Source organism: Streptomyces sp. ISL-1 (assembly GCF_018614585.1).
In the GTDB taxonomy this organism is placed as follows: Bacteria; Actinomycetota; Actinomycetes; order Streptomycetales; family Streptomycetaceae; genus Streptomyces; species Streptomyces maoxianensis.
This window is the reverse complement of the sequence record NZ_JAGGOI010000031.1, coordinates 110,313-124,575: the sequence shown is the minus strand read 5'-3', so window position 1 is coordinate 124,575 and position 14,263 is coordinate 110,313. Positions and strand designations below refer to the sequence as shown.

The following is a 14,263-nucleotide window of genomic DNA, read 5'->3' as shown; positions in this document are numbered from 1 at the left end:
GGTCGCCCGGAAACGGGTCGTCCGGAAACGGGTCGTCCGGAAACGAGTCGTCCGGAGAGCGATCGCTCGAACAACGGGAGCCCGAGCACGTGAAGCTGTCCACCCGAATCGCTCTCGCCGTTGGCGTCACCGTGCCCGTCCTGGTGCTGGCAGCCGGATGGCTGCTGCTCCAGCTGGTCGCCCGTGATCTGCATGCCGAGCAGGACGCGCATCTGCGCGAGCGCGCGGTAGTCGTGGCCAAGGACGCCCGGCGGCTGCTGCGGGCCGCCGCCGCCGACCGTCCTACGGCGGTCGAGCAGGCGCGTGAGCGGCAGTTGTACGCCTCGGGCCTGGATGTCGGCATCCGGCTGACCGGACCGCAGGGCACCGTCTCGGGCGGACCGCAGCCCGGTGCTTCCGTGCCCCTCCCGGACAGCGCGCGCGGGCCGGTCACCGTCGAGGACGGGGCCAGAAGCTGGCGGGTGCTACTGGTCCGCGTACAGGGATCGCGCCCTGGTGTCGATGGCACGCTGTGGCTGTTCTCCCCCGATACCGCGAGCGATGACCAGTTGGCTCTCGTACGTCGGCGCGTGGTGACGGTGGCGCTGCTGGCCGCTCCGATTTCCGGCCTGCTGGCTCTGGCTGTCGCCTCACGGGCGAGCCGCCCGCTGCGCCGGCTGCAGCAACGCACGAACGGCCTTGACCCGAGGGCGGATACGACGCGGCTCGACCACGCACGGACCGGAGTGACCGAGGTCGACGATCTCGCCCGTACGCTGCAGACGGTGCTCGCACGCTATGACGAACAGGCCGACCGGACCACGGGCGCCCTGGCCACCGCCCGCTCGTTCGCGGCCGCCGCGGCGCATGAACTGCGCACCCCGCTGATGAGCATGCAGACCAACCTGGAGATCCTCACCGAGCACCCCGATCTCGGACCGGCGGACCGGACGGAGGTACTCGACGATCTCCGGGCCGAGCACTCCCGGCTCCTGGGCCTGCTGGTGATGCTGAGGCAACTCGGGCGGGGTGACCTGGTCGAGGCCGACGCGTTCGGCTCGGTGGACCTCGCGGAGGTGATCGAGGTGTCGGTCGCCGACGCCCGGCGCAGGCATCCCGCCTTGGAGATCACTGTGCCGGTCATGCCACGCCTGAGCGTGCATGGTTGGGAGCCGGGAGTGCGGACGATCGTCGACAACCTTCTGGCCAACGCGGTGGTTCACGGGCGAGGGACCGACGGACGGGCCCGGGTAGAGCTGGGCCTGCGAGCGGGCGGGCATCCCGCGGGCTCGGTCGCGGTGCTGACGGTGGACGACCGCGGGCCCGGCATTGCGCCGTCACGCCGTGATGCGGTGTTCCATCGCTTCGAGCGCAGGCCGGACAGCCCCGGCTCCGGGCTCGGCCTCACCCTCGTAGCGCAGCAGACCGCCCTGCACGCGGGCCGCGTGCAGGTCCAGGACCGGCCTGGCGGCTGTGGCACGCGGATCGAGGTCCGGCTCCCCGTGCGGGAGAGCAGGCAGACCGAGGTCCTCTTGCCGGCCCAGCGGGACTGGCTGATCGGAACCGCGGAGCACCCACAAGGTTTCCACAAGGACGGCTCCTAACTTCTGGGCACGCGCAGGCAATCGCGCCTCGCCCCGTTCGTTCCCGTTCCCGCTCCCGGAGGAGACACGGTCATGAAGATCGCAAGGACCGCAGCCCTGGCTCTGGCCAGCGCCACAGCACTGCTCACCACCGCGGCAGGCACAGCCACCGCCGGCGGTGGCACACCGTCGCCGCACAGCGCGCCCACCGGTGACGGCGCGCAGGCGCTGTGCAAGCGGGTACCAAAGATCGAGAAGCGCCTCGAGCGGGCATTGGACCGCCTCCAGGGGAATGCGACGCAGCACGGCTCCATCGCCCGGCTGGCGAAGCGGGCCGAGAACGCCAAGGCGGCCGGTCACACCGAGATCGAGACGTTCCTCAACGACAAGCTCACCTTCCGCCGCTCCCTCGTCCCCACCCTGGAGAAGCGCCAGAAGGACCTGATCGCCGTCAAGACCTGGTGCAAGGCGAACAAGAAGGGGAGCGAGAAGTGATGCCCCGCCGACGTACCGCTACAGCCGTCACGACCGCCCTTCTGCTCCTGACCGCCCTCACCGGCTGTGGCCAGGACAGCGCCGGGAAGGGCAGCGGAACGACGACCGACAGCACCGTGACCACAGGACCGTCGGACGTCACCGAGATGGAGAGCCTCGTGGACGCCGCCGAATCGGCCGCCGCCGCTGCGGAATCCGCGGCGACAGACGACGAGCAGAACTGACCCGGCGGGTGGTACGGGGCACGGCCCCGGTTTGCCGAACCGGCAACATTTCTCGCGACCGCCATGGCACACGCCGATGATCGTGGTGGAGGGCGCGGCGCAGGTCCCACCGGCCGGCGCGGCCACTCCGCCGCTCGCACGACGTCACCCAGGAGGTCCCATGTCGCAGCCCGCCCCTTCGGCTTCTGCCCCGGTGCCGGACGCAAAGCACCGATCGGTGGAGGTCCCCGGTGGTCGTATCCATCTGGTGGAGCAGGGCAGTGGCCCTCTGGTCCTCCTGGTCCATGGCTTTCCCGAGTCGTGGTACTCGTGGCGCAAACAGCTCCCGGCGCTCGCCGCGGCCGGCTTCCACGCGGTCGCCATCGACGTCCGCGGTTACGGCCGCTCATCGAAGCCTCACGAGGTGGACGCGTACCGGATGCTGGCCCATGTCGCCGACAACGTCGGAGTCGTGGGCGCGCTCGGCGCGGAGATGGCGGTGGTCGTGGGCCACGACTGGGGTTCACCGATCGCCGCCAACTCGGCGCTGCTAAGGCCCGACATCTTCACCGCCGTAGGGCTGCTGAGTGTTCCGTACGCACCGCGCGGCGGGGTCCGGCCCACCGATGCGTTCGCCCGGATCGGCGGAAGCGAAGAGTTCTACGTCAGCTACTTCCAGGAGCCCGGACGGGCCGAGGCGGAGATCGAGCCCAATGTCCGTGCCTGGCTGGCGGGGTTCTACGCCGGGCTCTCCGCCGACACGATGCCGCCGGCCGGCGAAGACCCCCTCTTCTTCGTCCCCGAAGGCGCGAAGCTCTCCGACCGCTTCGTCGGCGACACCCTCCCCTCCTGGCTCACAGAGGCTGATCTCGACTTCTACGCAGCCGAGTTCGAGCGGACCGGACTGACCGGGCCGCTCAACCGGTACCGCAACGTCGACCGGGACTGGGAGGATCTCGCCGTATGGGGCGGGTCACCGATCACCCAGCCCTCGCTGTTCATCGGCGGGGACCTCGACCCCTCAACCACCTGGATGGCCGACGCGATCAAGGCGTACCCCACGACCCTCCCCCGTCTGGTCTCCTCGCACACTCTTGAAGGCTGCGGACACTGGGTACAGCAGGAACGCAGCGATGAAGTCAACCGGCTACTGGTCGACTGGCTCCAGTCCCTGCCCGCCCACGCATCGTCCTGAGCCACCCAAGTCGCCGCCGCCGAAACGGGCGTCGGCAAGGTCGTACGGGCCCGGTCACGCGAGAGCGCGCGACCGGGCCCGTGACCTCACTCCACCCTGACGAACGGGATATCAGGGGGCGTTGATCAGCTCATGAGGAGGGACGGTCACCTTGCGGGCGCCCGCCGTGCCGCTCAGGACGACCTTACGGAGCGCGACGTTGTTGTTCAGGTTGCTCTCGTAGAGCCGCTTTTCGGGGTTGGCGATCACCTGGATGTAGTACGTGCCGTTCGGCAGATCGGTGACATCGAAGGACTGGCCGGGACGGTACTGCGTGTACGTGTCGCCGGAGCCGACGTCGAGCACTTCCCGCACGGAAAGCGAGCTCTGCAGGCCGCAGGCGGTGGACAAGTCGGTGTTGCCCGGGTGCCAGTTGGCGTTCTTCACCGTGTAGTCGATGGCGTCGGTGTTGGCGAGGCAGAAGGCTTCCTTGCCGCTGCGCACGATCTCCTTCTGGTCGGCGCCGAGGAGGCGGTAGCTGGCGAAGTCGGTGAAGTGCCAGTGCTCGTGGCCCACTCGCGGGTCCCACTCCATGGTGCCTGTGGGCGAGTAGCCGACCTGCTTCCCTGCGGCGTCGTAGAAGTACTGATAGGCGTCCATCAGGTCCTTGCCCGGGCTGCGGAAGCCGTCCACGACCAGCGGCGCGGGGCCCGCGTTCCACACATTGGCGCTGAAGACCATGTAGTCCTTGCCCGGGACGTCCCCATCCTCTCCGTCAGAGATGCCGATGTCCCAGGCGGGCAGCGAGCGGAGGTCGGGCTTGGGTACGTTCGGCACGCTCGCCCGGCCGGTGGGGCGCTTCGCGTTCGCCGACAGCGCGGGCGCGATCCGGGAGCCGTCGGTGTGCCCGGGCCCGTCGCCCGGATGCGCCATCGTGCGGCCGGCCTTGAGCGCGTACGGCAGTGCGGGCGGCGCGGGAGCGTCGGCACCGCGGCCCTCGTGGTAGGCGTGACCGGTCCCCCTCGCCGCCTGCCCGGGCGACCCTGCTCCGTGGCCGGAGTGTCCTGAGTGTCCGGACGTCATGGAATCGTGCGAGCCCGCCGCCGGTGCGCGCACGCCTCCGCCCTCGGGCTTGCGTTCGCGTACGGACACCTTGAGCGTCTTGGGCTCGTCCGGCAGATTGAACAGGTCCCGGTAGCGCTTCGTCACGGACACCTTGGCGGTGTACTCCCCGGTCGGCACGTCCACCGGGCTGGAGTAGTAGCCCGCATAGGTGTTGGACGCCCAGCCGTTCTCCACGCCCCACACCGAGCCCAGCGTGAACGGGTTGATGGGACAGCTTTCGGGATACTTCGAGTTGGCCGGGGCGTCGGGGCGGATCCGTCCGGACGCGTTGTTGGGACAGAAGGTCTCCGTCCGCTTCACCACTTCCTTGCCGCTCGCGTCGGTGAGGGTGACCTGGATGAAGTCCCGCAGGCCGGAGAAGTCCTTCACCAGACCCGCCGGAAGCGTCCTGGTCCGGGTCTTCTTCCCCTCGCGGATGACCTGCTTGGCGACGACGGGGTCCTTGTAGGACTTACGCGTCACGTTGAACTCAAGGGGACCGCCGTCGGCGGTGATGTACGTACCGAGGTCCAGGTACACCCCCGATTCGCCTTCCCACTTGTCGAGGGTCACCGAGGTGGACGCGGCGATCAGACGCAGCTTGGGTGCGGACTGTGCCGTTCCGCCGACGGGCGCGGCGCCTGTCACGCCGGCGACTACGGTGAATGCTGCGGAGGCCGCGAGCGCCGAACGCCATAAACGATTGCGGTGCTGTCTGGTAGTCATCAGTTCCTCGCTTGCGAGTGCCACTGGGACATGAGGCTGAACAGGCGGCGCACGGGCAGACCTTGGGCCGGGGAACGGTCCGACGGTTCTGAGGGGAATCGTGGGCCGGCCTGTGAGATCGGGTGAGACCTCTACGGGTTGCCTGCCGAGTCGCAAGTTCCTGATCGTTGTCCGGAAACGGATCGCGGATCGCGGATCAGGTCGTCCCGGCGCCATTTCCGCCCCGTGGAACCATGGTTGTGGTAGAGCACGGCCGCGTGTGAGGTGGTGGGAAACGACGGAAGGGACCCCGGTGACGTAGTGCTGCTGACCGTCCGCACCGGTTTCAGGTCTTGGCGGCCGGGCTCGATGTTGCGTCGGAATCCGCGTTGATGTCCTGGCTCTGGATCGTCGCAGCCGCACGCTGCAGTTCGGTCAGCACCGTGCGTACGGCCCTTCGCGCGGCGCGTTCGGGGCGATGGAGCACATCGATGTGACGTCGGGCGTGTACGCCGCTGAGTGGTTTGAGGACCAGCGCGGGATGCCGACGCGTGGTCCAGCGGGGCATCAGGGCCAAGCCTCCCCCGGCGGCGACCGCTTCGGCGACCACCGCGAATTCGTTGATGCGATGGACGATTTCGAGCCGTCGGTTCGCGGCGGTCGCGATGGCGTCGATGGTGGCCATCAACGGGAAGCCGTCGTGAACGGTGATCCACGGCTGATCCGCGACGTCTCGCGGGGTGAGGCGTCGTTTGGCGGCCAATGGGTGGTCGGCCGGCATGGCGATGTCGAGCGGTTCGCGCAGCAGCGTGGTGACGGTGACAGCGCGCGGCCACTGAGGCGCCTGGTTCAGATGGTGGGCGAGTACGAGGTCGTAGTCGCGGGTCAGCCGCGGGAAATGCGCGACGTCCTCGTCGAGCGAGAGCCGGGGGCGCCCGGGGCCGGCACGGCCACGCAGCAGAAGCGGGAAGAATGCCACGCCCGCGCTGTGGAAGGCCGCCACCGACACGCTTCCGTCCGGCTGGTCGACGAACTCGTCGATGGTGTGCCGCGCCCTGGCCAGCGCCGTCTCCACCTCGATCGCCGCGCCGGCCCGCTCGCTGGCCATCTCCGGCGCCGACTACGCCAGGCTCGCCCGGCCACGAGTCGAACCCATTGCCGGTCGGGGCTCGAACTGACTCGTCGCCGGCTATTTCACCGCGGTCAGCGTCGCGTAGACCACGATGTTGCCCCGGTAGCCGGTGCGCTTGGTGTAACCACCGCCGCAGGTGATCACCCGCAGTTCGGGCAGGTCGGAGCTGCCATAGACCTTATCGTCCGGGAATTCCTTCTTGTCGTAGACCTCCACGGCGTCGACGGCGAACACGGCCACGCGCCGGTCCTCCCGGCGGATCTCGATGGTCTCGCCCTTGGCCAGGGCACCGAGGCCGTGGAGGACACCGAGGCCGGTGGGTGTGTCCACGTGCCCTGTGGTGATCGCTGTGCCTACCGAGCCGGGGGCCGTGCCGTCGCCGTACCAGCCGGCAAGGCCGGGCTTGTCGGCGGGCGGGGGCCGTAGCTTCCCTCTCGCGTCGAGGTCCAGTCTTGTCATGGGGGCGTCCACGCCGATGGCCGGGATCCGAAGCCAGACCGGATCCGACGGGGGCAGCGGCCGGACGGCACGGCGCGCGGCTGCGGCGGTTCCGCTGTGAGCGGGGCGTGCGGAGGTGGAGAAGGCCTGGGCAGCCGAAGGCTGCGGTGGCTGCTCGTCGCGTGCCGCGCTCATCACCAGCACGACGCCGGCCATCAGTGCGCAGGTCAGAAACTTGGCTGAAGGGGTGGTCGACTGTGGAGAAGCGCTGGTCTTGCGCCCTGTTCCCATCGCGGTTGAGCCTCTGCTTCTCAGCGGGGTGGCGTGGGGCCCTCCCCGCCCCCGGACCCATGCGGGTCCGGGGGCCGGTGTGGTGGGAGTCGCGGTCAGTTTCGGATGCCGCTCAGGCGGCGGCGTCTCCTGACCACGCCCCCGGCGGCGGCTCCGGCGAGCAGTACACCGCCCAGGGCGAACTGCGCACCTCGGTCGGTGGCCGGCCCGAAGCCGGCATCGACCGCGCCGTTCGGCTCGTGGCCGTTGACCTCGTACGTATCGGTGACCTTGGTCCGCGGTGGGCACTTCAAGGTGACTGTGTCACTGCCGGGCTCGGTCCCTTCCGGGATCTCGAACTCGCCGGTGAGCTCACCTTCACGGTCGCCTTCGAACAGGTGGAACGCCCCTCCCGCCTTCGACTCGCCCTTGCCATAGGTCACGTCCGGGCCGCAGGCCGTCGTACTGACGGTGACCCTGGATCCCGGGGACGCGTCCCCCGGGTGGATGTCGATGTCCGAGCCCCCGGCGGCGACAGCGGCCGAGGCCGACAGACCAAGGGCACCGAGAGCCAGGCCGATACCTACACCAACACGTGTGTTACGCATGAGGATCCTCCAACGGAGCAGTGTCCGGCCTGTCTGCGCGGCACCTCTGCTGTGCTCCGCTCACGAGGCAACCGACAGTCCGTCAGCTCCGCAACATGACGCATCGACATATGTGTCACCCAGGCAGGCGTAATGGGCGCTCCTGTTTGATCGTTTACGCAGGTCACCGGAGCGGAGACCGTCACGGTGGATGAAAGACCCGCAGGACGGCGAACGGGCTATGAGCGTTCATTCGGATCACCGTGCAGCCGGGACGCGACCGCCGGCGAGACAGAGTCCAAGGACGTGGACCGTCACTGGCTTCTCGTAGCGTGTGGCGATGCCGCGCCATTGACTGAGGGTGGTTGACGCGCCGTTAGATGCTGAGGCGCTGTTGCAAGCGCTCGCGGTCGCAGATGGGCTGCCGCATCGGGCACATCACCGCTCGCCGTGTGTGTCCGCCCCCTTTTCCGCGCTTCGAGCCCGCCGGTCGCGCCGCCTTCCGGGTGGCGTGCAAATCGTCCGGAGTGTCGCTGCCGCCTCGACGGCGGAAGGCATTGCAGTCTTGGGGGGTGTGCGGGCAGGCCGCTTCGCGCTGGTCTGGCGTGCGCGGGGCCGGTGTCAGGCACGCGGACGACCTTGCCGGCGTTGAAGTTGACGCTCCCTCGGCGGCGTGCCGGTACACCACCCGCCGGGCGCCCAGCCCGGCAAGGGGAGAGCCTCCGAAGAACCGCGAGTGCGCCGATTTGTGCGTGAGGCTAGCCCGTGGCGAGGCCAGCCCTGTGCTTGGTCAAGGTGTCGGCGTCGGCCTTGACGACGTACACCTCCCAGGGTTCCCGGCCCGGGCCGTGGACCCAGACCTTGTCCTGGAGTGCGTAGCAACAGTTGGTGTCGTTCTCCTCGGCGGTGGCCAGTCCCGCGTCGCTCAGGCGGGTGGTGGCGGCGTGCACGGCCTCGGTGGTCTCGACCTCGACGCCGAGATGGTCCAGACGGGTGTCCTCGCCCGCGTTGCCTTCGACGAGGACGAGCTTGAGCGGGGGCTCTGCGATGGCGAAGTTGGCGTAGCCGTCGCGGAGTTTGGCGGGCCCGGTGCCGAAGAGCTTGGTGTAGAAGGCCACGGACGCGGCAAGGTCGGGGACGCGGAGGGCCAGCTGTACGCGGGACATGACGAGCCTCCTGCTGGGTTGGTGGGGTGAGGAGTCAGCAGCCGCCGGACGTGGCCGGGGCGCGGACGCCGATCTGAAGCGTGCTGGGTGCGGCGCAGCAGCCGCCGCCTGCGCCCTCCGTCTTGGTGGCGTCGGGTTCGTCGAACAGGCCCGCGCCGCCGCAGACTCCGGTATCCGGCAGGGTCAACTCGACGCGTTCCGCCGCCTCTTGGTCTCCGGCGAGGGCTGCGGCGACGGAGCGGACCTGCTCGTAGCCGGTCATGGCGAGGAAGGTGGGGGCGCGGCCGTAGCTCTTCATGCCGACGAGGTAGATGTCCTTCTCGGGGTGAGAGAGCTGGTTGACGCCGTGCGGGTAGACCGTGCCGCAGGAGTGGACGTTGGGATCGATCAGCGGGGCCAGTTCGACCGGAGCCTGGAGGCGCTCGTCGAGGCCGAGACGGAGCTCCGCGAGGAAGGACAGATCGGGTCTGAAGCCGGTGAGGACGATGGCCTCGTCGACGGGAGCGAGTCGGCGTCCGTCTTCGGCCACGAGCACCAGTTGGTGGCCGCTCTGCTCGACCGTTGTCGTGCGGAAACCGGTGACGGCATCGGCGTATCCGTCGTCCACGGCTGCCTTGGCCGCGAGGCCCAGTGCCCCGCGGGCGGGGAGCTGGTCGGCTTCACCGCCGCCGAAGGTGGAGCCGCCGATCCCGCGCCGCAGGACCCAGACGACGTGGGTGTTCGGGGAGTCCTTCGCCAGGTCGGCCAGGTGGGCGAGGGCGGTGAAGGCGGAGGCGCCGGAGCCGATGACGGCGGTGCGCTTGCTCTCGTAACGGGCGCGGACGGCAGGGTCCTTGAGGTCGGGGACGCGGTAGGAGATGCGGTCGGAAGCGGTGCGCTCGCCGAGGGCCGGGAGGCCGTCGCCGCCGATCGGGCTGGGCGTTGACCAGGTGCCGGATGCGTCGATGACGGCGCGGGCGGTGAGCCGTTCCTCGATGCCGTCGGCGTTCGTGACGTGCACGGTGAAGGGCTGGTCCTCGCGGCCGGCGTCCACGACCCGGTCGCGACCGAGGCGGGAGACGCCGGTGACGCGGGCGCCGAAGCGGACCTTGTCGCCCAGCGCGTCGGCGAGCGGCTGGAGGTACCTGGCGGCCCAGTCGCCACCCGTGGGGTACGTCGCTCCGTCCGGCGTGATCCAGCCGGTGGGGGCCAGCAGCTTCTCGGCGGCCGGGTCGACGAGCTCGGCCCAGGTGGAGAAAAGGCGTACGTGGCTCCACTCGCGCACGGCGCTGCCCGCACCCTCCCCGGCCTCCAGAACCAGCGGCTCGATGCCGCGCTCGACCAGGTGGGCGGCGGCGGCCAGGCCGATCGGTCCGGCTCCGATCACCACGGTGGGCAGGTCGGTGGTGGGCACCTCGGTAGTCGGCACAGTCACGATGACTCCCCAGTTATTTCGACATTCGTCGATGGCTCGTGCCGTCAGGATGACACTTGCTTCGATGGACGTCAACATAGACATACATCTAAACAGACCATAAATCTGGTGGACATCTCGATGCCGCGGTGATCAGCGGCGAACAGTCCGGCCGTGCCGCCGCACACGCCCTGCGGCAGGGCAGCAGAGGCCGAGGCTGGTAGCGCTTGAGTCTCGGAGCGGTCGGCCGACCCTTGGCGCCACAGCTGGCCGGCTCTTGATGGCACCACTACGACAGCCTCACAGCGTCCCCGGCCCGGTGCAGCCTTCAGCGGGGTCCGGAGCGGCACCCGCATCGCGATGAGATATCTCCCACGCCGCCCGCCCCGGCCCGGGCGTCGAGGATGACGAAGTCCAGGCCGCGGGCGGCGTCACTCACCCCGCCGGCTGCGCGGAACCGGCCCGCCCCTGCATGAAGATGAGCGCCACCAGGGCCAACCCCACCACTCCCCCGGCCAGTTGGGCAACGATGAAGCCCGGAACCGAGCCCGGCGCGATGCCGGCGAACGTGTCGGTGAAAGCGCGGCCGATCGTCACAGCCGGGTTGGCGAACGAGGTGGACGACGTGAACCAGTAGGCGGCGCCGATGTACGAGGCGACAGCGACCGGCGCGAAGCGCAGGCTGTCGGTACGCGCCAGGCCGAAGATCAGCAGAATCAGCCCGGCCGTAGCCACGACCTCCCCCAGCAGTAGGTGACCGGCCGAGCGGTCATGTGTGGACCACTTGACCAGCGGCTCACCGAACATCGCGTCGGCCAGCACCGCGCCCGCGATCGCCCCTGCGATTTGGGCGGGGACGTACACGGCCGCCTCGCCGGCAGTGACACCGGCACCCCCGCGGCGGGCGGTCCACCACTCGGCCAGCGTGACCGCCGGATTGAAGTGCGCGCCGGAGACCGGACCCAGCAGAACGATGAGAACACCCAGTCCGAAGACGGTGGCGATGGAGTTGGCGAGCAGTTGGAGGCCGACGTCCTGGGTCAGTTCGGTGGCCTGAATACCGGACCCGACCACCACCGCGACCAGCGCGGCGGTGCCGACCAATTCGGCGGCGGCCCGGGCGACCAGCGGCCTGCGGGGCGGCATGGCGCCCGGCGCGGGCCGGGGCTCGACGGCTATGACCGCTTCCGCCGTGGTCTCGGTTCCGGCGGCCCGGGTGGCGCTCAACAGGACTCCTTCGTACGGAAGTTAGGGGACAGCGTGATCACGAGCAGGAGCGCTTGAGGTTCGCCTCGGCTGTGGCGCGCGCGGTGTCGGCCAGGTCGGAGAACTGTCCGGCAAGCTGAACGATGACCTCGGGCCGCAGCTTGTAGTAGGTGAACCGGCCGCATGGCTCGGTCTCCACGACCCCCGCCTCGCGCAGCACCTTCAGGTGGTTGGAGAGGTTGGTCTGCCTGGCGCCGGTCTCCTCGACCAGGTGCGTGGTGCAGAGCGTCTCGCGGGCGAGCAGGGTCACGATCTGGAGCCTGAGCGGGTCGGCCAGCACTCGCATCAGGTCAGTGTCGACTGACGTCATCATGGACTGATACTCTCACATCATCTGAAGCTGACACCAGTCCGGACTGAGCTGTGGGCCCGCCGAAGGGGGTTCCCCTTGTCCGCCTCACCACTCCCCGCCCTGCCCGATGAGCGTCCGGCCGCCGACGCGTCCCGCGTCACGGCCCGTCCGTGGAGACCGTGCAGCAACTGCTCGCCGACTCGTACCGCCTGTTGGACCCCTTCACAAAGGAAGAACCTATGTCCTCAACCAATCTCCCGTCCGTGCTGTTCGTCTGCGTGCACAACGCCGGACGCTCGCAGATGGCCGCCGCCTGGCTGACCCACCTGGCTGGGGACCGCGTCGAGGTCCGCTCCGCGGGATCCAACCCCGGCAACGCCGTGAACCCGGCCGCGGTCGAGGCGATGAAGGAGGTCGGCATCGACATCTCCGCCGAGACACCCAAGATCCTCACGGTCGATGCGGTCCGCGAGTCCGACGTCTGCATCACGATGGGCTGCGGCGACACCTGCCCGGTCTTCCCGGGCAAGCGCTACCTGGACTGGAAGCTGGACGACCCCGCCGGGCAGGGCGTCGAGGCCGTACGCCCCATCCGCGACGAGATCAGGAAGCTCGTCGAAGGCCTGATCGAGGAGATCGCGCCGCAAGCCACCAGGTGACCGCGGGCAGCGAGCTGCGCGAGGCCATTCGTCACAGGATCCGGACCCGCCGGATTCACGGCTGCTCCGCACCCGGGCCGCGCCGAACACAAGTCCCCGGCCTTCGCCGGCGCTGTCTTCGTCGGCGGCTCGCTCACCACGACCACCAAGGTCGACGCCGGCTCGTGGCGAGCGAAGACGCCGGGCGCGCCGTAGATTGATCAGTGGCGGTCGGTGGGCTCGGAAGGACTGGCAGGGAGCCTGTGGCATCACCGGAGATCAACTACGCGGCCCTGTTCGCCGCGACCCCGAGCCCGTACCTGGTACTGGGCCCGGATCTGGTGATCGTGGACGTAAACGAGGCCTACCTTCAGGCGACCGAGAGGACCCGTAGCGAGCTGCTCGGGCAGTACATCTTCGACGCCTTCCCGGACAACCCCGCAGACCCTGACGCCGACGGCGTGCGGAATCTGAACGCCTCATTGCGCCGGGTGCTGGCCACGCGGAAACCCGACACGATGGCGTTGCAGAAATACGACATCCCCATCGTGCGCCGGGAAGGCGAGTTCGAGGAACGATGGTGGTCCCCGATCAACACCCCCGTCCTCGCACCCGACGGGACTGCGGCATGGATCATCCACCGGGTGGAGGACGTGACCGCATTCGTTCACGCCCGGCGCGCCCACCACCGCCATGGCGGCGCGGAGCTGAGCGAGCGGGAAGCGGGGATGGAAGCCGAGCTGTACGCGCGGGCGCGGGAGCTGCAGCGGCTGAACGACGAACTGCGCCAGGCCCACGCCCGCGAACGCCAGGTCGCCCTCACGCTGCAGGAAGCCATGCTCCACTCCCCCGACCTGGCCCGTCACCGCCGAGACGTCACCGTGCGCTACCTGCCCGCCATCGGCTCGCTGAACGTGTGCGGCGACTGGAACGACGTCGTCGACCTGGCCGACGGCCGCTTCGCCGTGGCAGTCGGCGATGTCGTCGGCCACGGCCTGGATGCCGCCACCGTCATGGGCATGCTCCGCAGCGCGCTGAGCGCCGCCACCCGGACTGTCGACGGGCCCGCCAAAGCCCTGGAGGTGCTCGGCCTGTACTCGCGCTCGGTCGAAGGGGCGCTGGCCACCACCGCAGTCGAGGCACTGATCGACGTCACCAAACGCCAGATCGACTACAGCAGCGCCGGCCACCCACCGCCAATCCTGCTGCACTTCGACGGCACCAGTGAACTGCTGGACAAGGCCACCGATCCCCCTCTGGGCGCACGTCCCGAACACGTCCCCCGCCCCCAGGCCAGCGTCTCGTACACGCCCGGCGACACCCTGGTGCTGTACACGGACGGGCTTATCGAACGCCGCGACGAGGACATCGACGTCGGCCTGGCCCGGCTGACCGATGCGCTGACCCGCTCCAGTCGGCTCGGTCCCGAGCGTCTGGCCGATTACCTGCTGAACCGCCTCGGCGTCAGCGGCGGCGCACGGGACGACATCGCCCTCGTCGTCGTCCGCCTCTGACGCACTCGCCGGTCGGCGCAGAGGAACCAGCGGAACCGGCATCGGCGGCTTCAAGCACTGCTCGGGCAGACTGCATGTCACGGCCACCGAAGAGCGACGCTGACCAGTGCACCCCGGCAGGCACATTGACCGCCTCCGGGCGCAGCAGGCGCAACACCGCCTTGGACGTGCCCTGTTGAGCAAGCGCAGGACGGTATCGAGCTCCGAGCGGCCGACCGGGATCCAGGGACCGGCCACAGACTCTTGGTGGATACCTCACGGGCCACCGAATTCTGCCCGCTACTCAGCGGTAGCAAGCCAACACTGGCTACGCTTCCCCCTCCA

The 14,263-nt window shown here is 69.4% G+C and carries 14 protein-coding genes; 6 read left to right on the top strand and 8 right to left on the bottom strand.

Translation table 11 applies throughout. The annotated features are described in order from the left end of the window. Positions 1 to 89: 89 nt before the first annotated feature. From J7E87_RS22010 to J7E87_RS21995, 4 genes are all read left to right on the top strand, one after another. Entirely contained in the window at positions 90 to 1,583 is a 1,494-nt protein-coding gene (locus tag J7E87_RS22010) for a HAMP domain-containing sensor histidine kinase (protein WP_215096204.1), read from the top strand. A gap of 72 nt (positions 1,584 to 1,655) precedes the next feature. Then, positions 1,656 to 2,057: a hypothetical protein gene (locus J7E87_RS22005; protein ID WP_215096203.1), complete on the top strand. Its 402-nt coding sequence runs from the start codon at positions 1,656 to 1,658 to the stop codon at positions 2,055 to 2,057. Beyond that, entirely contained in the window at positions 2,057 to 2,281 is a 225-nt protein-coding gene (locus tag J7E87_RS22000; protein ID WP_215096202.1) for a hypothetical protein, read from the top strand. Before J7E87_RS22005 ends, J7E87_RS22000 begins: the two co-directional genes overlap by 1 nt. Positions 2,282 to 2,441: 160 nt before the next feature. Then, positions 2,442 to 3,455, top strand: a complete 1,014-nt coding sequence (locus J7E87_RS21995; protein ID WP_215096201.1) for an alpha/beta fold hydrolase — start codon at positions 2,442 to 2,444, stop codon at positions 3,453 to 3,455. A 111-nt stretch (positions 3,456 to 3,566) separates the two neighbouring features. On the opposite strand, the gene J7E87_RS21990 is transcribed toward J7E87_RS21995, so the two are convergent. The 8 genes from J7E87_RS21990 to J7E87_RS21955 all read right to left on the bottom strand — a co-directional run bounded on the left by J7E87_RS21990 (position 3,567) and on the right by J7E87_RS21955 (position 11,808). Next, positions 3,567 to 5,264 (bottom strand): lysyl oxidase family protein, encoded by a 1,698-nt coding sequence (locus J7E87_RS21990; RefSeq protein WP_215096200.1) that lies wholly within the window; start codon positions 5,262 to 5,264, stop codon positions 3,567 to 3,569. Positions 5,265 to 5,589: 325 nt separating this feature from the next. Then, positions 5,590 to 6,351 (bottom strand): LysR substrate-binding domain-containing protein, encoded by a 762-nt coding sequence (locus J7E87_RS21985; protein ID WP_215096199.1) that lies wholly within the window; start codon positions 6,349 to 6,351, stop codon positions 5,590 to 5,592. An 81-nt stretch (positions 6,352 to 6,432) separates the two neighbouring features. After that, positions 6,433 to 7,029 (bottom strand): class F sortase, encoded by a 597-nt coding sequence (locus tag J7E87_RS21980; protein WP_251017808.1) that lies wholly within the window; start codon positions 7,027 to 7,029, stop codon positions 6,433 to 6,435. Positions 7,030 to 7,199: 170 nt separating this feature from the next. Further along, positions 7,200 to 7,691, bottom strand: coding sequence for a sortase (locus J7E87_RS21975; protein ID WP_215096197.1), 492 nt, complete (start codon positions 7,689 to 7,691; stop codon positions 7,200 to 7,202). Between the two features lie 737 nt (positions 7,692 to 8,428). Beyond that, on the bottom strand, positions 8,429 to 8,836 hold the full coding sequence (locus J7E87_RS21970) for an ArsI/CadI family heavy metal resistance metalloenzyme (protein WP_215096196.1): 408 nt from the start codon (positions 8,834 to 8,836) through the stop codon (positions 8,429 to 8,431). A gap of 34 nt (positions 8,837 to 8,870) precedes the next feature. Beyond that, complete coding sequence (locus J7E87_RS21965; protein ID WP_308313032.1) at positions 8,871 to 10,229, bottom strand: NAD(P)-binding domain-containing protein; 1,359 nt, start codon at positions 10,227 to 10,229, stop codon at positions 8,871 to 8,873. Between the two features lie 435 nt (positions 10,230 to 10,664). Beyond that, a complete protein-coding gene (locus tag J7E87_RS21960) occupies positions 10,665 to 11,456 on the bottom strand; it encodes an aquaporin (RefSeq protein ID WP_215096194.1) in 792 nt (263 codons plus the stop codon). Positions 11,457 to 11,493: 37 nt separating this feature from the next. Beyond that, a complete protein-coding gene (locus J7E87_RS21955; RefSeq protein ID WP_215096193.1) occupies positions 11,494 to 11,808 on the bottom strand; it encodes a helix-turn-helix transcriptional regulator in 315 nt (104 codons plus the stop codon). A gap of 218 nt (positions 11,809 to 12,026) precedes the next feature. Here J7E87_RS21955 and J7E87_RS21950 point away from each other — a divergent pair, with 218 nt between their 5' ends. Further along, positions 12,027 to 12,446 (top strand): arsenate reductase ArsC, encoded by a 420-nt coding sequence (locus tag J7E87_RS21950; protein WP_215096192.1) that lies wholly within the window; start codon positions 12,027 to 12,029, stop codon positions 12,444 to 12,446. Positions 12,447 to 12,688: 242 nt separating this feature from the next. Beyond that, entirely contained in the window at positions 12,689 to 13,939 is a 1,251-nt protein-coding gene (locus J7E87_RS21945; protein WP_215096191.1) for a PP2C family protein-serine/threonine phosphatase, read from the top strand. Positions 13,940 to 14,263: the final 324 nt, after the last annotated feature.